The sequence below is a fragment of the Nonomuraea sp. NPDC049695 genome, from assembly GCF_040674955.1.
Lineage (GTDB): Bacteria > Actinomycetota > Actinomycetes > Streptosporangiales > Streptosporangiaceae > Nonomuraea > Nonomuraea helvata.
Genome location: NZ_JBFANV010000054.1, coordinates 17,828 through 37,604, shown reverse-complemented (window position 1 = coordinate 37,604; position 19,777 = coordinate 17,828). Strand labels below are relative to the sequence as shown.

The following is a 19,777-nucleotide window of genomic DNA, read 5'->3' as shown; positions in this document are numbered from 1 at the left end:
TGCAAGGAACCGTCAAGCGACTTGCATGTGTCCGGGGTGACCTTTAGCACATGAACAAGCAGCCTTTCGCCGCCAGCGTCAGTGTCATCGTCCCGGCGATGAACGAGGCCGAGAACCTCCCCCATGTCTTCGCGACGCTGCCCAACTGGATCGACGAGGTCATCCTCGTCGACGGCAACTCCACCGACGACACCGTTGCCGTCGCGCGCAGGCTGCGCCCCGACCTCCGGGTCGTCGTGCAGACCCGGCGCGGCAAGGGCAACGCCCTCATCGAGGGCTTCCAGGCCGCCCGGGGCGACATCATCGTCATGATCGACGCCGACGGCTCGACCGACGGCCGGGAGATCCACTCCTTCGTCACCACGCTCGTCAACGGCGCCGACTTCGCCAAGGGCTCCAGGTACGCCCCTGGCGGCGGCTCGGACGACATCAGCCCGATCCGCTCGTTCGGCAACAAGTTCCTCACCGGGCTGACGAATCTCCTCTACGGCACCCGTTACACCGACCTCTGCTACGGCTACAACGCCTTCTGGGCCTGCCACCTCGACGCCCTCGGGCTCGACTGCGACGGCTTCGAGATCGAGACCCTGATGAACGTGCGCGCCGCCCAGGCCGGCCTCATCATCCGCGAGGTCCCCAGCCACGAGCGTTCGCGCATCCACGGCGCGAGCAACCTGCACGCGGTGCGCGACGGCTGGCGCGTGCTGAAGACGATCATGCGCGAGCGTGCGCGAGGGTCTGCCGTGACCGGGCAGACGCAAGTTGCGCTCGCCAAGTGACATCCTTGGACGATGCGTTACATAGTGATCGGAGCAGGAGCAGTCGGCGGAACCATCGGCGCCCGTCTCCACCAGGGCGGGCACGATGTCCTCCTCATCGCGAGAGGCGCCCATTACGAGGCGATCAAGCGCGACGGCCTGCGTCTGATCACCCCCGAGTCATCCGAGACCCTCGACATCCCCGCCGCCGACGGCCCCGTGCCCGCGCGCGACGACGACGTGCTGATCGTGGCCACCAAGTCGCAGGACACCATCGCCGCACTCGACGGCTGGCCGTCCGATCTGCCGGTGGTGTGCGCCCAGAACGGTGTGGACAACGAGCGCACCGTCCTGCGGCGGTTCGAGCGCGTTTACGGCATGTGCGTGTGGCTGCCCGCCCAGCACATGGAGCCCGGCGTCATGGCCGCGTACGCGCATCCGTACTCCGGCATCCTGCACGTCGGCCGCTATCCCCAGGGTGTGGACGAGCTCGCCCGGCGGATCGCCGACGACCTGGGCAAGCGCGGCCTCGTGGGCCTGGCCCGGCCCGACGTGATGCGCTGGAAGCACGGCAAGCTGCTCGGCAACCTGGGCAACGCCGTGGAGGCGCTCGTCGGCCACGTCCCCGGCATGGAGAAGGTGATCGAGCGCGCCAGGGCCGAGGCCAGGGCCGTGCTGGACGAGGCCGGGATCGCGTACTCGACGCCCGAGGAGGAGGCCGTCGTGCGCGGCCGCAAGGCGGACGTACGGCCCATCGACGGCATCGCCCGCGGCGGCGGCTCGTCGTGGCAGAGCCTGGCGAGGAGCAGCGGCTCCATCGAGGCCGACTACCTCAACGGTGAGATCGTGCTGCTCGGCCGCCTGCACGGCAGGCCCACCCCGGTCAACGAGGTGCTGCGGCGCGAGGCCAACAGGTTCGCCAAGGAGAAGCGGCCGCCGGGCTCCATGCCGCTGGAGACCCTGCTGGCGCTCATCGACGGGCGTTCCGCAGCCTGATCCCGCTGAACTCCAGCGTGCTGGCGATCACCTCGTCCCAGAACGGCCAGAGGCTGGGCAGCACACGGAGCTGGATCCCCGCCTCCTCGTGGAGTTCGAACAGGTCGCCGACCCGCTCGGGCGGGCCGAGCGGCTCGACGGCGACCGTGGACACCACGGCGTGCGGCCGGTCCCCGATGGGCTTGAAGCGCTCCGCCGGCAGCCGGTACGCGTACAGCCGCACCTCCCTGAGCGCCTGCAGCCAGCGGTACTCGACGGCGTGCACCCGATCGCCGCACCCCGCGCCGATGATCCGGTCCGTGTCCTGCTCGGTGGTGCGCGGCCCGACCCAGGCCATGGCCCGCGGGCAGGCACGCGGGAACCAGTAGTCGGGGCAGCGGTCGTGATCGACCGCCCACACGTACGACTCCGTCAAGCTGGAGGTCGGCGCCACGTGCGGGACGAACCGCTTTATCGTCGGGTCCTCGGAGAAGTGGAGCACTTGCCCGGGCTCTGGCCGCATGAACGCAATCATGGCGCATATACCGGCGATCCCGGGGCAGTGGGAGCGGGCTCTGACGACAAGGGGTGAGTTGGATGATCCTGTTAGGACTGATCCTGGTCCTGCTCGCCGGCGGCGCCCTCGCCTTGGTCCTGACCGAGGAGAGCGCCAGGTACATCCTGTTCGGATACACCTTCGAGCTCAATCAGGTGGAGATGTTCCTCGCGGGTGCGGCCGCCGCGGCCGTGCTGCTGTTGGGCCTCTGGCTGATCGGCTCGGGCTCGCGCAGGTCCGCGAAGCGCCGCCGTGCGCTACGCGGAGCCAGGGCCGAGGCCTCCAACCGGGTGGCCCGGCTGGAGAACGAGAAGCGAGAGTTGGAACGGCGGCTGGAAGACAGCCCCGAACCCGGCGACCGCCTAGTCTCGCGTGGCTCCCAGAACACGAGACCGTGATTCCTGGCGCGAGGGCAGCAGGTTGCCCTCGCGCCAGAGCGCGAACCCCGTGATGAGCGCGCCGAGCCCCTCCCAGAGGCCGATGCCGATGAACTTGCCCGGCGCCGCCCCCGTCAGCACCAGCGTGGTGAAGACCGTGAACGTCACCAGCCTGAACGGGACCGTCCAGCGGAAGAACGGCGTGTAGTTCGCGGATGCCGCGAAAATGTAATAAACGCCCATGTTCACCGCCGCCATCGACGAGGCGGCCATATAGACCAGCGTGTAGTCCCCCGTGGCCCGCGCGTCGAGCACCTCGAACCCCAGCATGGCCAGCATGGTGTCGGGCGAGATCAGCCCGAGCAGGCCGAGTGCGAAGGAGATGAGGCCGAAGACCCACATGGTCCAGCCGGAGAAAGAACGCGGAAGACGCACAGAAATCCTTCCAAAGGGGGGTGTAATCTGCGAGGCGATCTCATCATGCACCCGGAGGTCGCATGCCCCCCACGCGTGGCCGTCCCATCGCAGTGAAACTCCTTGTCCTTCTTCTCGTCCCGCTGATCTCCCTGGTGGGCCTGTGGGCGTTCGCCGCGGGCCTGACAGGCGGCGACGGCATGCGCCTGCTCGCCATCAACGACCTGGCGACCAAGCTGGCCGACCCGTCCGAGCGGGTCAACATCGAGCTTCAGGACGAGCGGCTCGCGTCCGTGGACTTCCTGGTCAACGGCCAGGGCGCGAACAAGGTGGCCAAGCAGCGCGAGGACACGGACAAGGCCGTGGCCACGTTCCGCGGGCTGTCCAAGACCCTGCGCGACCTGTCACCCGAGATGACCGCGCAGCTCGCCGCGCTGAACACCCAGCTCGACCACCTCGCGGGCGTCCGCCGCGACGTGGACTCCACCACCGTGGCGCCCCTGGACGTGATCGACGCCTACAGCCAGATCGTGGACGCGTCCTTCCGCATGTACGACTCCATGGTCCTGGTGCCCGACATGGCCCTCTACAAGCAGGCCAGGGCCGTCTCCATGCTGGGCGAGGCCAAGGACGTGCTCTCCAGGGAGCGCGCCATGGTCTCCATCGTGCTGGCCAAGGGCAGGGTGGAGCAGCGGGAGCACGAGGCGTTCACGGGCATGGTGGCCACCAGGCGGCTGCTGTTCTCCCAGGCGCTCTCGCACCTGGACGCGGGCCTGCGCGGGCCGTACGAGCGGCTGGCCGCCTCGCCGGTCTACAAGGAGTTCCAGGCGGCCGAGGACGCCATCCGGGGCCAGGCGGTCACGAACGGCCTGCCCGCCACCGCCGCCACCTGGCCGGTCGACGGCCAGAACCTGTGGGCGGCGGTCGAGCGCAACCAGTCCGTGGCCGTGCAGAGCCTGGTACGGCGGGTGACGCCGACGGCCATCAGCATGCTCGTCAAGGTCGGCGTGGCGGGCGGCGTGGGCCTGATCGCCGTCATCGCCTCGATCATGGTCTCGCTGCGCTTCCGCAAGCGGCTGGTGCGCGAGCTGGCCGGGCTCCGCGACGCCGCCACGGAGCTGGCCGAGGTGCGCCTGGCCGGCCTGGTCAAGCGGCTGCGCACGAACACGGCCCCGCCCACCGCCGACGAGGTGGCCCCGATCGAGGTCAGGACCAGCACCTCCGAGATCGGCGACATCGTCCAGGCCTTCAACGACGTGCAGTCCACGGCGGTCGAGGCCGCGGTGAGCCAGGCCAGGCTCCGGCACGGCGTCAGCCAGGTCTTCGTGAACCTCGCCAGACGCAACCAGTCGCTGCTCCACCGGCAGCTGCTCCAGCTCGACAGCATGGAGCGGGCCACGGAGCAGCCTGAGGAGCTGGCGGACCTGTTCAAGCTCGACCACCTGACCACCCGCATGCGCAGGCACGCCGAGAGCCTCATCATCCTGTCGGACCAGACTCCGGGACGCGGCTGGCGCAACCCGGTGCCCCTCCTCGACGTGCTGCGCGCAGCCGTGGCGGAGGTGGAGGAGTACGAGCGGATCGAGATCCTCCAGCCGCCGCAGGTCGCGCTGCTCGGCGCGGTGGTCACGGACGTGGCCCACCTGACGGCCGAGCTGATCGAGAACGCCACGCTCTTCTCGCCGCCGCTGACCAGGGTGGACGTACGCAGCGGGACCACCGCGCACGGCGTCATGATCGAGATCGAGGACCGCGGACTCGGCCTGCCGCGCGTCGAGCTGGACGAGCTCAACGAGCGGCTGGCCAAGATGCCGGAGTTCGATCTCGCGCAGAGCGACCGGCTCGGCCTGTTCGTGGTGGGCAGGCTCGCGGCCAGGCACGGCATCAAGGTGACTCTGGCGTCCTCCCCGTACGGCGGCCTGACCGCGATGGTCGCCCTGCCCGCGGCGCTCCTGGCCGAACAGCCGGCCATGAGCGGACGTTAGCCGCTAGGCCAGGACCTGGAGCAGCGCCCGGTTCCTGGCCTTGGCCGGTTCGGCGATCCGCTGGGCCGGCTGTCCCGCGCTGTCGAGCACGACCAGCGAGTTGTGCGCGGGGCTTCCGGACCCGGACTGGCCGCGCGTGCCGGCCGTACGCACCACGAGGCGGCCGTCCGGCAGGTAGAAGGCGCCGATCTGCTTGCCCTTGACCGCCGGCCGCTCCTTCTTGCCCGTCCTGATGTCGAGCACGACCGGCTTGAACGAGGCCGGCCAGGTCCCGTCGCCGAGCGTCTCCGGGCTCTCCGGGATCGAGACGACCGCCTTGCTGCCGTCGGGCGACAGGCTCTGCACGTGGTTGATGTACTTGACTCCCTTGGCCGGCAGGCTCTTGCCGGTCTTGACGTTGAGCCGGTAGAGGGAGTCGCCCTGGGTGTTGTAGCCCGCGAGGTAGCGGCCGTCGGCCGACCAGGCCAGGTGGCAGACGCCCGGGGACGTGCCCACCTTCTCCGGGGCGGCACTGCCGTCCGCCTTGGCGACCATGATCTCGTTGCCCTGGGCCGGGTAGGCCACCCTGCTCGAGTCGGCGGACCAGACCGGGGTCAGGCACGGCGTGCCGCCCTGGAGTCCGTTCACGAGCGTGGTGGCCTTGCCGCCCTCCATGACCTGGAGGTTGCCGTTCTCGGTCACCCAGGCCGCCTTCGTGCCGTCGGGCGACGCGGCGAACTGCGGTGTGGCACCGACCTTGGCGAGCGTGCTCCACTCGCCGTCGGCGTACCGTGTGAGCTGATTTCCGAATCCGGCGTAGACGGCGCCCGAGAGGTCAGGCGTGGGCGCCGCCGACGCTGCCGGCGAGAACACCAGAACGGCGCCAAGAGCGACGCCGGTCACAATGTGTGTCTTCATGGCTACACATCGTGCCCGTAAGTCGCTCAGAGACGTAGGAACGGCTCGCCGAAATGAGCGGTGGCGAGAATCGCCCGCTCGGCCCTCAGCGCGCCGAGCACCTCCGCGCGGGTGCGCGCGGCCGTCTCCTGGTCGTCGTCGTAGACGTACCGGATGGACGGGTCGTCGAGCTGCACGGGGTGGAGCACGAGGTCTCCGGTGATGGCCACGTCGCCGACCCTGGCGATCTGGTGGCCCGGGGTGTGGCCGGGCGCCAGGTGCACGTGGACTCCCGGCGAGACCTCGGCCTCGCCCTCGACGGCGTGCAGCTGGTCCTTGATCGGGGTGAGCAGCCGGTCGAACACCGGGCCGCGCGCGGCGTCCAGCTCGGCCTGCTGGAGCACGTATCGCGCGTTCTCGAACGCCGGCCTGCCGTCCACGACCACGCCACTGGCATGGTCACTGTGCAGGTGGGTGAGGACGACCGTGCCGATCTCGGCGGGCGTGACGCCCGCGGCGGCCAGCTCACCGGTCAGCGTTCCCGGGACCGGCGCCCAGCTCGCGGCCGGTGAGTCTTCGTCACCGATGCCGGTGTCGACGAGGGTCAGGCGACCGGCCGCGTCGCGGATCAGATAGCAGTGGAAGTGCAGGTCCCACGGCCCATCCTGAAGCTCCGAACCGAGGAACATCTCGGCGAGTGGGCGGCGGATCGCCGCTCCCATGGGGCCCACGGCGTCGCAGAGCGGTGTCACCTCGACGCCGGAGACGGTTGTAGGTCTATGTGGCACTCGCCCAGATTAGGCGGCTACGGGCTCGGCGGGAACGAACTCGTTCTCCAGGTCGGCGGCGTAGACGGCGCGGCAGCAGTGCGCGCACCTGTACATGATCGGGCCTTCGTCGAGCTCGTGGTGGCACTGCGGGCAGCGGTTGACGGTCTTCATGATGCTCCCCCAAGGAGTCCTGTTTGTTCTATGGAACCTTCACCGAGTTGCAGGGGTCCTGCATGCCACTTGACACGATGACGCTGCTTCGATGGGGGTTCTGTGCCCTCCGGTACACCGGGCGCGGTAATTTTCCTCGCAGTACGGTGCCGAGAAGAACATTGTCACGCGCCCTGTCCCGCGTCCGTGGGAGAAACTCCGAGAACGGCCCGGGAATAGCCCAAGAGGGCTAGGCGTTTACTGGGCCAGATGGTGTGGTATCTTGCCACCAAGCGTTGAGCTTCCGCTCCGCTGGTTCTTCATCTGAGTCTTGGCCCCCAGGGCCCGACTTCCTTTTTTCGCCACCGCGCCCTGCCCTGGTCAGGCGCGTCTCCCCCAAAGGGGTTCACCATGTCTGTACACATCCCTGAACAGCGTGCGGACGTACCCGTCCGCCAGGTCGAGGGCCTCCTGGACGTACGCGACAAGTCCGCGTTCATCCGGGCCGGCCAGCTGCCCGGCCCCGGCGACGTCCGCCTTCAGCCCGACAAGGTTCGGCAGTTCGACCTGCGGAACGGCGACCACGTCGTCGCGTCGTTCGCCGGCAACAAGCTCGTCGGCATCACGTCGGTCAACGGTGCCACGCAGTGGCGCGATCGGCCGCGGTTCGCCGAGCTGACACCCGTACATCCGACCGAGCGGCTGCACATCGAGACCGAGTCGCTCAGCACGCGCGTCGTCGACCTGTTCGCGCCCATCGGCAAGGGACAGCGCGGCCTCATCGTCGCGCCGCCCAAGGCCGGCAAGACCATGGTCCTGCAGGCGCTGGCCGCCGGGATCAGCCGCAACCACCCCGAGGTGCACCTCATGGTGGTCCTCGTGGGCGAGCGGCCCGAGGAGGTCACCGAGATGCGCGCCACGATCGCCGGCGAGATCTTCTCCTCGACCTTCGACCACCCCGACCGCGACCACGCCGCCGTCGCCGAGCTGGCCATCGAACGGGCCAAGCGGCTCGTGGAGTCCGGCCAGGACGTCGTGCTGCTGCTCGACTCGCTGACGCGGCTGGGGCGGGCGTACAACAACCTGGCGCCCGGCGGCGGCCGGGTGCTCACCGGCGGCATCGACGCCGGGGCCCTGTACCCGCCCAAGCGCTTCTTCGGCGCCGCCCGCAACGTCGAGGGCGGCGGCTCCCTCACCATCCTCGCCACCGCGCTGATCGACACGGGGTCGCGGATGGACAACAACCTGTACGAGGAGTTCAAGGGGACGGGGAACATGGAGCTGCACCTCGTCCGCGAGCTGGCCGAGCGCCGGCTGTTCCCGGCCGTGGACCTGGACGCCTCGGGGACCCGGCGCGAGGAGATCCTGCTGCACGCGGAGGAGCGGCAGGTGGTGTGGCGGCTGCGGCGGATGCTCACGGGGCTGGAGAAGCAGCAAGGGCTCGAGGTCCTCATCGGCAAGCTCCGCACCACCCCCTCCAACGCCGCCTTCCTCCTTGAGGCCACCGCCGCCTGACTCCCGTGCCTCTCTCCTTACGGCCTGCACTTTCCACCGCCGCCCCACTCGGCGGCACACACACCGAAGGCGACGCCCCAAGGCGCCTGCACCTGGATCGCAAGGCCATGGCACATCGCAGGCGCGACGGCCCCTCCACCACCACAGGCGGCGCCCCCAAGGACGCGCGCACGCCGGCGACACGGCCGCGGCGCATCGCGGCTGCGACGACTCCTTCCACGCGCCGCGTCGGCGAGACGATGTGCGGCGGAGCCCGGCGCAACGCCCGCAAAGTCCAGCCACCCGCCCACCGCGCACCTGCGCCGCACTGTCCCCCAGCCGCCGACACGAGGACCCACAGGCGCGCTCCCACGACCGCCTACATGCCAAGGACGGTGCCCCTCCACACAGGGGCGGGGCGGAGCCCCGTCGGGAAGGGTCCCCGGGGGGTGGACGAGAATGGGCGGCATGCTGGCCGACATCGTCGAATACCTCGTCTGCCCCGTCTGCCGTGCCGGCGTGCGGCTCGACGCCGATGCGCTGCGGTGCGCCAACGGGCATGCGTACGACGTCGCCAAGCAGGGTTACGTAAGCCTGCTCGTAGGCAGCAAACCCCCGGGAACGGCCGACAGCCCTGAGATGGTGGCCGCGAGGGCGCGATTTCTCGATGCGGGTCACTATGCACCGCTGCAAGACGCAGTGGCAGAAACCGTGCGAAAGTACGCGTGCGGCGAGAACGGTCCAGCAAAACGTGAGTACTCCACCGAAACGAATGACGGCGCGGAGTTGAGGGCGTACCGTGGGGCGGAAGTGGAGGCCGGTTACGGCGCGGGGCCACAACGTCTCGCGTACGAGCCGGAAATAACCGGCGGTCGGCGTCGCGCGGAGGGATGGTCCGCGCCGTTGGTCGTCGATGCGGGCACGGGCACCGGGCACTACCTGGCGGCCGTGCTCAACGCGGTGAACGATGGCATCGGGATGGCGTTCGATGTGTCGAAGCACGCTGTACGCCGGGCGGCGCGGGTGCATCCCAGGGCAGGGGCGTTCGTGGCCGACGTGTGGCGCCCGCTCCCCATCAGGGACGGGGTGGCCGATGTGGTGATCGACGTGTTCGCGCCCAGGAACGGGCCCGAATTCAGGAGGATCCTCCGTCCCGGAGGCGTCGCGGTGGTCGTGACCCCGGCCAGGCGGCACCTGAGCCCGCTCGTCGAGGAGTTGGGCCTGCTCTCCGTGGACGAGGAGAAGGAGCGCAGGCTGGCGCGGAGCCTGGAGGGCTTCGTCGAGTCAGAGCGGCGCTCGATCGAGTTCGAGATGGAGCTGGGGCATGACGACATCGCACAGGTGGTCGGGATGGGCCCGAGCGCGTGGCATACCGACCCGGATGAGCTGAACCAGCGAATCGCGGGATTTATCTCCCAGAATGTCGCGAAAAGGCAGAAAAAAGTGCGAACGCAGGCGTCGTTTCACCTGTCTATCTTCGAGCCCGCGACCCGATCAAGGGTCGTTCCTTGACGGACGCATGGGACTGGTGTTACTGATGGGGCATTTAGTCCGAAATTCCCCCACATTCCCCGAGTATTTCTCCGGAACAGGCGCAATACTGGACGACATCCCTCGCCCGGAGGCGCGGGGCAGCCAAGGGAGGGGGCGCACCGGATGAAGGCGGAGGAACGCTGGCAGGCCAGGTTCCGGGCGTCGCGCATGACGCTGCCGTCCTGGGCGCGCCTGGCCCCGAACCGCTCCATCTACCGCTCCAACGCCACCGGCACCTGGGAGGTCTACGCCTGGGACCGCGTGACCGGCGCCACCCGCCAGGTCACCGAACGTCCCAGAGGCACCGCGTACGCGGCCATCGACCCCACCGGCCAGTGGATCTACTGGTTCGCCGACACCGAGGGCGACGAGTTCGGCGTGTGGTGGCGTCAGCCGTTCAACGGCGGCCCCAACGAGCCGGTGGCCCCCGACCTGCCCCCGGGCCAGCCCGGCGGCATCGCCCTGTCCACGACGGGCGTCGCGGCGATCACCATGGCCAGCGACGGCACGTTCAGGGTCTACCTTGTACGCGACGGCGAGCCGACCAAGCTCCTGTACGAGCACAGCGAGGCCGCCTGGGTGGCCGACATGACCCTCGACGGCTCCCTTATCGCGATCAACCATGGCGAGTACGGCGACTTCCGTCACCCCGCACTCCGCGTCATCCGCCCGAACGGCCACACGGTGGGCGAGCTCTACGACGGCCCCACCAAGGGCGTCACCGGCCTCAAATTCGCCCCGGTCGTCGGCGACCGCCGCCTGCTCGCCCTGCACGAGCGCCGCGAGCGCCACGAGCCCCTGGTCTGGGACCCGGTGACCGGCGAGCAGCGAGAGATCTGGCTGAAGGACTCAGGCGACCTCGACGCCGAGTGGTACGACGACGGCCGCGGCCTGCTCATTCTGCGCGACGACCGCGCCCGCAGCTACCTGCACCGCTACGACCTCGCGGGCGGCGGCCTGACCCTCCTCGAGACGCCGCACGGCGTGATCGACGAGGCGGCCCCCCGGCCCGGCGGGCACGTCGAGTACTCCTGGTCCAGCGCCTCGCGCCCGCCGATCATCCGCTCCACCAACGGCCAGGTCGTGGTCAATCCCAGCGGCCCGCCCGCTCCGCCGAGCGTCCCGGTCGAGGACATCGACGTCAACGGCGAGGGCGGCCGGATCCACGCGCTGATCTCCAAGCCCGAGGTGGGCGGCGCCCCGTACCCCACGGTCTTCCTGCTGCACGGCGGGCCGACGGCGCACGACCGCGACGTGTTCTCGCCCGAGGTCGCCGCCTGGGTGGACGCGGGGTTCGCCGTGGTGCGCGTCAACTACCGGGGCTCGACCGGGTACGGCTCCGCCTGGCGCGACGCGCTGCACGGCAACGTCGGGCACATCGAGCTGGCCGACGTGGCCGCCGTACGCCGGTGCGTGGTCGATCGCGGCATCGCCGACGAGCACCGGATCGTGCTGGCCGGCTCGGGGTGGGGCGGCTACCTCGCGCTGCTCGGCCTCGGCACGCAGCCGGACCTGTGGGCGGCCGGCATCGCGGCGGCGCCGATCGCCTGCCACCAGACCGCGTACGAGGACGAGGCGGAGAGCCTGCGCGCCTACCACCGCGCGCTGCTCGGCGGCTCGCCCGACGAGCAGCCCGCACGGTATGCGGCCAGTTCCCCCATCACCTACGTCGACCAGGTCAAGAGCCCGCTGCTGATCCTCGCGGGCGAGGACGACACGCGCTGCCCGCTGCGCCAGATCGAGAAGTACGTGGCCAAGCTCGCCGAGCACGGGCGCGATCACGAGGTCTACACCTACGACGCCATCCGCGGCTCTCTCGTGGTCGCCCAGCGGATCGCACAGCTCACGCTCCAGCTCGATTTCGCCAGGAAGCACGTGAATCCACAGTGAAACTTGACACCCTGTAAGAAGCTGGCTGACTCCATGCCTTGATCGTCGGCCGATCCCGGTGACAGCATGCGCCCACGCTGTCACAGGGAGGCGTCAATTGAGCTGGGAGCTATCGGGCGCGCAGCACCAGGATGGCCAGGTCGTCCTGGCTCGGCTCCGAGGCGAAGTCGGCCGCGCCCCTGCGGATGCGCTCCGCGACCGCCCTGGCCGACAGCCCCGCGCACTCGGCCAGCAGCTTGGCCAGGCCGCCGTCGTCGTCGAGCAGCCGGCCGCCCGAGCGCCGCTCCGTCACCCCGTCGGTCACGGCCAGCAGCACGTCGCCATGGTCCAGATGCACGGTGTCGGCCTCGAACACGACCTCGTGGAAGACCCCCAGCAACGACTGCGGCGTGGTGACCGCCTCGACCTTGCCGTTCGGCCTGAGCCGCAGCGCCTCGGGATGCCCCGCCGAGACCAGGCGCACCTCGAGGCCGGTCTTCATGGGGGTGATGTCGCCGTGCAGCAGCGTGAGGAACCTGGCGCGCTCGCCCTCCTCCAGGATCGCCTGGTTGAGCCGCCCGAGCACCGCCGCGACGCCGTACCCCTCGCGGGCCAGCAGCCGCAGCGTGTGGCGGGCCAGCCCGGTCACGGCGGCGGCCTCTGGGCCGGTGCCGCAGACGTCGCCGATCGCGAACCGCCAGGAGTCGTCGCCCGCCTTGAACAGGTCGTAGAAGTCGCCGCCGACCTCGTTGGTCTCGCCGGCCGGTTCATAGATGACGCCGTAGTCGAGCCCGGGGACCTCGGGCTCGTTGGGCGGCAGCAGGCTGCGCTGGAGCGCCCGGTTGGCGGCGGCCTGCTGGGCGTAGAGCCTGGCGTTGTCCATGGCCAGCGCGGCACGCCTGCCGATGTCCTCGGCGAACTGGATGACCTCGTCGGGAAAGCGGTCGGGCCGGCCCAGGCACATCATGCCGAGGCCGCGTCCGCGTGCCGTGAGCGGCACGGCGAGCACCTGCGAGTCGGGCAGGTGGAGGGCCGAGGTCACGCTGGTGTCGGCGGCGGCGACGTCCATGTCGGCGAGCTGCTCGCGCAGTCCGTCTATCCTGGCCTCGTCGGCGTGCCAGAGGTAGACCAGCCGCAGCGGCCCGGCGGTGCTGTCGGCGGTGTAGACGGCGCACCAGCTCGACAGCCGGGGCACCACGACCTGCGCGATGATCGCCGGGACCATGTCGGGGTCGAGGGTGCCCGCGAGCAGGTCGCTGGCGTCGGCCAGAAATCCCAGCCAGTGCGGCCCTCGGGAGCTCTCCTCCAGCCATTCGGCGGCCAACCGGTCCGCGGAGCCAGGTAGCGTGAGTCTGGCCCAATGGACACGAGAATCGCCCGTGAAGGTGACTCCCCACTCTTCGACGTTCGCGGAAGGAGCTTTCGGATCACCCTGGGAGAGGTGTCGCTGCTTCAACTCAACCTGGACAGCATCCCCAAAATGCTTCCAAATCACCTCAAACGGCTCATCAACCACCTGTTCGGCCAAGTCCCCCGCGACCTGCTCGGCGGTGTGGAGCACGCCGCCGGTGGCCCACGCGGTCATCACCTCGCGCGTGAACCTCATCGCAGCCGTCACAGCGGTCTCGCCGGGCGCGAACGTCGCAGCCAGCACCGCATGGGGAGAAGCAGTCATCCCCACGTGCCTACCACACTTCCCACTGACTTGGGGTAAATCCAAGGGCAGGACTACGAGCTACTCATCGTGACAGACTTGAATCACTCGCCGGAGCCCGCCGCGAGTGAAGGAGGCCCCATGACCACGGCCAAGGCCATGCCAACCGCGGAGGAGAGGACCTATACCGAGTCGGATCTCGTGCCCATCCTTGAGACACTGTTCTCTTGGCGTGACGGCGATTTCCGGCGTCGTGTTCCTCATGCGCCCCCTGGGATCCTGAGCGAGGTCCGGCTGCTGCTCAACGAAGTGGCCGACCGCCGCGAGCATCTCGCCAACGAACTGGTCCGCGTGCGCAAAGAGATCGTCAAGGAGGGCCGGTTCGGCGAGCGGCTGAGCCCCGGTCCCGGCGTCGGCGCGTGGGCGGAGGGCGTCGAGTCGGTCAACCAGCTGATCGACGCCCTGGTGAGCCCGGTGAGCGGCGCGGCCGACGTGATCGACGCGGTCGCCAAGGGCGACCTGTCGCGCCGGATCGACCTCGACCGTACGGCCAGAGGCGAGGTGCGGCGCCTGGGCAAGGCGATCAACGGCATGGTCGACCAGCTCGCCCTGTTCAACTCCGAGGTGACCAGGGTGGCGCGCGAGGCCGGCACGGAGGGGCGCCTGGGCGGCAGCGCCAACCTGCGCGGCATGTCGGGGAGCTGGCGCGACCTCACCGAGGCGGTCAACACGATGTCCTCCCGCGTGGCCGCGCAGGTGCGCGACATCGCCGTGGTGACCACCGCCGTGGCCAAGGGCGACCTGAGCCGCAAGGTGACGGTCGACGCCGTGGGCGAGATGTTCGAGCTGAAGAACACCGTCAACACGATGGTGGACCAGCTGTCCGGCTTCGCCGAGGAGGTCACCAGGGTCGCCCGCGAGGTGGGCACGGAGGGCCAGCTGGGCGGGCAGGCGCAGGTGACCGGCGTGTCGGGCGTCTGGAAGGACCTCACCGACAACGTCAACTTCATGGCCAACAACCTGACCTCCCAGGTGCGGAGCATCGCGACCGTGGCGACGGCGGTGGCCCAGGGCAACCTGTCGAAAAAGATCACCGTTGACGCGCAGGGCGAGATCCTGCAGCTCAAGGACACTCTCAACACGATGGTGGACCAGCTGTCCTCCTTCGCCGACGAGGTCACCCGAGTCGCCCGCGAGGTGGGCACCGAGGGCAAGCTGGGCGGCCGGGCCGAGGTGAAGGGCGTGTCCGGGGTCTGGAAGGACCTGACGGACAACGTCAACTCGATGGCCAACAACCTGACGTACCAGGTGCGCAACATCGCCCAGGTGACCACGGCCGTGGCCAACGGCGACCTCACCCGCAAGATCGACGTGGACGCCCAGGGCGAGATCCTCGAGCTCAAGTCGACCATGAACACGATGGTCGAGCAGCTGTCGTCGTTCGCCTCCGAGGTGACCCGAGTCGCCCGCGAGGTGGGCACGGAGGGCCAGCTGGGCGGGCAGGCCCAGGTGCGCGGCGTGTCCGGGGTCTGGAAGGACCTCACCGACAACGTCAACTTCATGGCCAACAACCTGACCTCCCAGGTGCGCCAGATCGCGACCGTGTCGTCGGCGGTGGCCCAGGGCGACCTGTCGAAGAAGATCACCGTTGACGCGCAGGGCGAGATCCTGCAGCTCAAGGACACCCTGAACACGATGGTGGACCAGCTGTCCTCCTTCGCCGACGAGGTCACCCGAGTCGCCCGCGAGGTGGGCACGCAGGGGCAGCTCGGCGGCCAGGCCCGGGTGACCGGCGTGTCCGGGGTCTGGAAGGACCTCACCGACAACGTCAACTTCATGGCCAACAACCTGACCTCGCAGGTGCGTAACATCGCCGAGGTCACCACGGCCGTGGCCAACGGCGACCTCACCCGCAAGATCGACGTGGACGCCCAGGGCGAGATCCTGGCGCTGAAGACCACCATCAACCGCATGGTGGACCAGCTGTCGTCGTTCGCCTCCGAGGTGACCCGAGTCGCCCGAGAGGTGGGCTCCGAAGGACAGCTCGGCGGCCAGGCGCGGGTCGAGGGCGTCGAGGGCACGTGGAAGCGGCTCACCGAGAGCGTCAACGAGCTGGCCGGAAACCTCACCACCCAGGTGCGCGCCATCGCCACCGTGACCAGCGCCGTGGCCCGCGGCGACCTGACCCGCTCGATCGCCGTCGAGGCGAAGGGCGAGCTGGCGGAGCTCAAGGACAACATCAACTCGATGGTGGCCAACCTCCGCGAGACCACGCAGGCCAACCAGGAGCAGGACTGGCTCAAGTCCAACCTGGCCCGCATCTCCCGGCTGATGCAGGGCCACCGCGACCTGCTCGAGGTGGCCAAGCTGACGATGAGCGAGCTGACGCCGCTGGTCTCGGCCCGCTACGGCGCCTTCTACAGCATCGACCCCGAGGGCGACCACGAGCTGCTGCTGATCGGCGGTTACGGCGTGCGCCCCGGCAGGGGGCCGCGCCAGCGCTTCGCGATCGGCGAGGGCATCGTGGGGCAGGCGGCGGCCGAGGGCCGGCACATCATGCTCGACGACGTGCCGCCGGAGTTCATCACCATCGACAGCGGGCTCAGCCAGTCCACGCCCGCGCAGATCGTGGTGCTGCCGATCCTGTTCGAGAGCCGCGTGCTCGGCGTGCTGGAGCTGGCCTCGTTCACGCCGTTCGGCGAGGTGCACCTCGATTTCCTGCGCCAGCTCGTCGAGACCATCGGCGTCACGATGAACACGATCATCGCCAACTCCCGCACCGAAGACCTGCTGACCGAGTCGCAGCGGCTCACCAGGGAGCTGCAGGAGCGCTCCGACGAGCTGCAGCGCCAGCAGGAGGAGCTGCGCAAGTCGAACGCCGAGCTGGAGGACAAGGCGGCGCTGCTGGCCAAGCAGAACCGCGCGATCGAGATCCAGAACTTCCAGATCGAGCAGGCCCGCCGCACGCTGGAGGAGCGCGCGGAGCAGCTCGCGGTGTCCTCGCGCTACAAGTCCGAGTTCCTCGCGAACATGTCCCACGAGCTGCGCACGCCGCTCAACAGCCTGCTGGTGCTGGCCAAGCTGCTGACCGAGAACGCCGAGGGCAACCTGACCTCGCAGCAGGTGGAGTTCGCCCGTACGATCCACAGCGCGGGCTCCTCGCTGCTCCAGCTCATCAACGACATGCTCGACCTGTCCAAGGTCGAGGCGGGCCGGATGGACATCCACCCGATCAAGGTGTCGCTGCCGAAGATGGTCGACCTGCTCGAAGCCGCATTCGCGCCGCTGGCGCAGGACAAGGGGCTGTCGTTCAGCGTCGATGTCGAATCCGAAGTGCCGCAGGAGCTGCGCGCCGACGAGCAGCGCCTGCAGCAGGTGCTGCGTAACCTGCTCTCCAACGCGGTGAAGTTCACCCCGCGCGGCGAGGTCAAGCTGCGCGTGTCGATGGCGCCCCCCGGAGTCGACTACGACGACGACAGCCTGCACGATGCCGACAACCTGCTGGCCTTCCAGGTGATCGACACCGGCATCGGCATCGCACCCGACAAGCGAGACGTCATCTTCGAGGCGTTCAGGCAGGCCGACGGCACCACCAGCCGCAAGTACGGCGGCACGGGCCTGGGCCTCGCGATCTGCCGCGACATCGCCAGGCTGCTCGGCGGCGAGATCCACGTCGACAGCGAGCTCGGCCAGGGCAGCACGTTCACGCTCTACCTGCCGGCCTCCTACACCGGCCCGCTGGCCGTGACCGACACCGGCGGGACGCGGCGGCAGCTGATGACGGCGCCGTCGGAGGAGCAGGCGGCGGCCGTGCCGGAGCCGCCGATGCCGCTCGACCTGCCGATGCCGGAGCTGGTCGAGCCGCCGCTGGAGACGCCGATCCAGTGGCAGGGCGACGACCCGCTCAGCGGCGCCAAGATCCTCATCGTGGACGACGACATCCGAAATGTCTTCGCGTTGACCAGCGTCCTGGAGCGACACGGGTCCACCGTCGTCTACGCTGAAAACGGTCGGGAGGGGATCGAGCAGCTCGAACGGAACGAGGACGTCGCGCTCGTGCTGATGGACATCATGATGCCGGAGATGGACGGCTGGGCCACCACCTCGGCCATCCGGCGCATGCCGCAGTTCGCCGATCTGCCGATCATCGCGCTGACCGCCAAGGTCATGCGGGGCGACCGCGAGAAGAGCATCGCCTCCGGCGCGTCCGACTACGTACCCAAGCCGGTCGACGTGGACCGTCTGCTCGAACGCCTGCGCGGCTGGCTCAGCCGCGGGCGCGGCTCCACGTCCGACTCATCAGCTTCAGCAGCCGAAGGGTCGTGATCGATGCCGGATCGAGCCAAGATCCTCCTCGTCGACGATCGCGAGGAGAACCTGATCGCTCTCGAAGCCATCCTCAGCTCTCTCGACCTGGTGCCGGTGCGCGCCAGGTCGGGTGAGGAGGCGCTCAAGGCACTGCTCAACACCGAGTTCGCGCTCATCCTGCTGGATGTGCGGATGCCCGGCATGGACGGGTTCGAGACCGCCGCGCACATCAAGCGGCGGGAGCGCACCAGGAACATCCCGATCATCTTCCTGACCGTGGTGGACAGCGCGCCCGACTACGCCTTCCGCGGCTACGCGGCCGGGGCGGTCGACTACCTGACCAAGCCGTTCGACCCCTGGGTGCTGCGGGCGAAGGTGTCGGTGTTCGCCGAGCTGTACAACATGAACAAGCGGCTGGCCGAGCAGGCGTCCATGCTCCGCGACCGCCTGACCGGCGAACTGCCGCCCGGGGTCGGGGACCACGCGGCGGTGCTGCCCGAGTTGTCGCGGCGGCTGACGGCGGTGGAGGACGAGCTGGCCCGGGTGCGTGAGCTGGCCCGCAAGACCCAGGATCCGGCGCTCGCCGCACCCCTGTCCGACCTGACGGACCGCCTCACCCACCTCCGCGCCGGCTTCGACGCCCTGTCCTGACCGGCCCGGGGTGGCGCCCCCGGCCGTCTCGTGGGATCCGGCACGCACTCTCCCGGGGAGGCGGCGGAAGCCGGTCAGTGGCGTGCGCGTTCCAAGGCGTCCCAGAAACCGCGCCGCAGCGCGTGCCGTACCTCGTCGTGCAGCAGGAAGTCGATAGGCAGCGAAGACCCCTGCAACAGCCGCGCCTCCAGGTCGGAGGGCATGCGCGGCTTGCGCGCCAGCACGGCCTCCAGCCAGAGCGCGGGCGCGTCGCGGGCGACGGACTCGCCGAAGTCGTGCCCCTCCCGATGGGCGGACTTGACCGCGTCCGCCAGAGTCGTGGCACCGGCGGTGGCGGCCGAGGGCGGGCTGACGGGGGCGGGCTGCGGCCCCGTGTACGGCCCCAGCTGCGAAGGCTGGTAGGTCCCGCTGGAGGACGGCGAGGCGAACTGCCCGGTGCTGGGCGACTGCGACTGGATGGGCCCGGTGACGGGAGCCGACGGCGGCGGTGTGGCCGGCGGCGGCTGCTCGGGCTGGTAGTTGGAGTACGTCGGCAGCGCGGGCGGCGTGGACGACTGCCCGCGCCCGGACGACGATCCGTTGGACGAGGGCTGGGACGGCGCGGCGGAGGATGAGCCGGCGGCGTGGCTGCCGCTGGAGGGCGGTATCTGGGGCAGCGACGGCGGCAGGGAAGGCTGGGCGGGCGGCAGCGAGTGGGCGGCCTGCCCGTTGCTGACCGGCTGGTGGCCGTTGGACGACTCGGCGGCCCCCGAGACCAGGCTGACATAGGGGCGCAGGTGTACGGCCCCGAGCTCGACCAGGTCGTCGCACTCCTGCCGCAGCGAGCGGGACACGGCCCAGCCGCCCTCGGCCGCGACGTGGATCACGCTCACCCTGATGCCGAGGTCCTGCGCGTCGCACACGACCTGTGCGAGATCCTCGTCGCCGCTCACCACCACCGCGTCGCAGATGGCGTTGTTGCGGGCGAGTGTCATCAGGTCGCGATGGACCTGCGCATCGACGCCCTCGCGCCGGCCCGGCCGGATGCGCGACAGCCTGAGCTTGAGGCCGGGTATGTCGGCCAACGCGTCGTGCTCCGGCGTGCGCCGGCCTTCGACCGTCGCCTCGTACCAGTAGCACCGAAGCAGCGGCAGGCCGGTGCGCTCGCGCGACAGGCCGGTCATCAGCTGGAGCAGCCCGGGGTAGTCCCAGGCAACCGCTTCGCGATGACGCGTGCCGTGCACGGCCATCGCTCCGTCAGCCAGCAGATAGCCGGCGTCCACGAACAGCGCACAGCGATCCACTAGCACCGCCCCTTTCCTGGTGGTCCGACCTTGCTGGCTCTGCACCGTCAGAGACCGGACTTGGCGGCCCTCTCTCAGGGTAATGAAAGCAGGTGATCGCGCGAGGGTTAATCCAGACGATTCG

The 19,777-nt window shown here is 69.6% G+C and carries 16 protein-coding genes; 9 read left to right on the top strand and 7 right to left on the bottom strand.

From position 1 onward, the window contains the following. The first annotated feature begins 50 nt into the window (after positions 1–50). Both AB0J64_RS35845 and AB0J64_RS35840 read left to right on the top strand, forming a co-directional pair. Positions 51–779: a glycosyltransferase family 2 protein gene (locus tag AB0J64_RS35845; protein ID WP_364037262.1), complete on the top strand. Its 729-nt coding sequence runs from the start codon at positions 51–53 to the stop codon at positions 777–779. A 12-nt stretch (positions 780–791) separates the two neighbouring features. After that, complete coding sequence (locus AB0J64_RS35840) at positions 792–1,754, top strand: 2-dehydropantoate 2-reductase N-terminal domain-containing protein (RefSeq protein ID WP_364037259.1); 963 nt, start codon at positions 792–794, stop codon at positions 1,752–1,754. Here the strand turns inward: AB0J64_RS35840 and AB0J64_RS35835 are convergent. After that, the gene (locus AB0J64_RS35835) at positions 1,729–2,256 is read right to left on the bottom strand and encodes a DUF6886 family protein (RefSeq protein ID WP_364037256.1); all 528 of its coding nucleotides are present in this window, start codon (positions 2,254–2,256) and stop codon (positions 1,729–1,731) included. The two genes, AB0J64_RS35840 and AB0J64_RS35835, sit on opposite strands and share 26 nt — an antisense overlap. 74 nt (positions 2,257–2,330) lie before the next feature. On the opposite strand from AB0J64_RS35835, the gene AB0J64_RS35830 reads away from it, so the two are divergent. Continuing rightward, positions 2,331–2,687, top strand: coding sequence for a hypothetical protein (locus tag AB0J64_RS35830; RefSeq protein WP_364037253.1), 357 nt, complete (start codon positions 2,331–2,333; stop codon positions 2,685–2,687). On the opposite strand, the gene AB0J64_RS35825 is transcribed toward AB0J64_RS35830, so the two are convergent. Beyond that, positions 2,652–3,101 carry a hypothetical protein gene (locus AB0J64_RS35825; RefSeq protein ID WP_364037250.1) on the bottom strand — a complete coding sequence of 150 codons (450 nt, stop codon included), beginning with the start codon at positions 3,099–3,101 and terminating at the stop codon, positions 2,652–2,654. The two genes, AB0J64_RS35830 and AB0J64_RS35825, sit on opposite strands and share 36 nt — an antisense overlap. Positions 3,102–3,163: 62 nt before the next feature. Between AB0J64_RS35825 and AB0J64_RS35820 the strand changes: the two genes are divergently transcribed. Continuing rightward, positions 3,164–5,065, top strand: a complete 1,902-nt coding sequence (locus AB0J64_RS35820; protein ID WP_364037247.1) for a nitrate- and nitrite sensing domain-containing protein — start codon at positions 3,164–3,166, stop codon at positions 5,063–5,065. A 3-nt stretch (positions 5,066–5,068) separates the two neighbouring features. On the opposite strand, the gene AB0J64_RS35815 is transcribed toward AB0J64_RS35820, so the two are convergent. Genes AB0J64_RS35815 through AB0J64_RS35805 form a run of 3 tightly spaced genes read right to left on the bottom strand, consistent with a single transcriptional unit; the run spans position 5,069 to position 6,882 of the window. Then, positions 5,069–5,962 (bottom strand): hypothetical protein, encoded by an 894-nt coding sequence (locus AB0J64_RS35815; protein WP_364037245.1) that lies wholly within the window; start codon positions 5,960–5,962, stop codon positions 5,069–5,071. 26 nt (positions 5,963–5,988) lie between these two features. Further along, on the bottom strand, positions 5,989–6,729 hold the full coding sequence (locus AB0J64_RS35810; protein WP_364037242.1) for an MBL fold metallo-hydrolase: 741 nt from the start codon (positions 6,727–6,729) through the stop codon (positions 5,989–5,991). A 9-nt stretch (positions 6,730–6,738) separates the two neighbouring features. Beyond that, positions 6,739–6,882 carry a hypothetical protein gene (locus AB0J64_RS35805; protein WP_364037239.1) on the bottom strand — a complete coding sequence of 48 codons (144 nt, stop codon included), beginning with the start codon at positions 6,880–6,882 and terminating at the stop codon, positions 6,739–6,741. A 390-nt stretch (positions 6,883–7,272) separates the two neighbouring features. Here AB0J64_RS35805 and rho point away from each other — a divergent pair, with 390 nt between their 5' ends. The 3 genes from rho to AB0J64_RS35790 all read left to right on the top strand — a co-directional run bounded on the left by rho (position 7,273) and on the right by AB0J64_RS35790 (position 11,778). Then, the gene (rho, locus tag AB0J64_RS35800; RefSeq protein ID WP_364037237.1) at positions 7,273–8,376 is read left to right on the top strand and encodes a transcription termination factor Rho; all 1,104 of its coding nucleotides are present in this window, start codon (positions 7,273–7,275) and stop codon (positions 8,374–8,376) included. Between the two features lie 447 nt (positions 8,377–8,823). Beyond that, a complete protein-coding gene (locus tag AB0J64_RS35795; protein ID WP_364037234.1) occupies positions 8,824–9,867 on the top strand; it encodes a putative RNA methyltransferase in 1,044 nt (347 codons plus the stop codon). Positions 9,868–10,011: 144 nt separating this feature from the next. Continuing rightward, the gene (locus tag AB0J64_RS35790) at positions 10,012–11,778 is read left to right on the top strand and encodes a prolyl oligopeptidase family serine peptidase (RefSeq protein ID WP_364037231.1); all 1,767 of its coding nucleotides are present in this window, start codon (positions 10,012–10,014) and stop codon (positions 11,776–11,778) included. A 109-nt stretch (positions 11,779–11,887) separates the two neighbouring features. On the opposite strand, the gene AB0J64_RS35785 is transcribed toward AB0J64_RS35790, so the two are convergent. Further along, positions 11,888–13,081, bottom strand: coding sequence for a SpoIIE family protein phosphatase (locus AB0J64_RS35785; RefSeq protein WP_364037228.1), 1,194 nt, complete (start codon positions 13,079–13,081; stop codon positions 11,888–11,890). A gap of 471 nt (positions 13,082–13,552) precedes the next feature. On the opposite strand from AB0J64_RS35785, the gene AB0J64_RS35780 reads away from it, so the two are divergent. Beyond that, the gene (locus AB0J64_RS35780; protein WP_364037225.1) at positions 13,553–17,737 is read left to right on the top strand and encodes a HAMP domain-containing protein; all 4,185 of its coding nucleotides are present in this window, start codon (positions 13,553–13,555) and stop codon (positions 17,735–17,737) included. 3 nt (positions 17,738–17,740) lie between these two features. Then, positions 17,741–18,370: a response regulator gene (locus AB0J64_RS35775; protein ID WP_344999111.1), complete on the top strand. Its 630-nt coding sequence runs from the start codon at positions 17,741–17,743 to the stop codon at positions 18,368–18,370. 74 nt (positions 18,371–18,444) lie between these two features. On the opposite strand, the gene AB0J64_RS35770 is transcribed toward AB0J64_RS35775, so the two are convergent. After that, a complete protein-coding gene (locus AB0J64_RS35770; RefSeq protein ID WP_364037222.1) occupies positions 18,445–19,653 on the bottom strand; it encodes an NYN domain-containing protein in 1,209 nt (402 codons plus the stop codon). Positions 19,654–19,777: the final 124 nt, after the last annotated feature.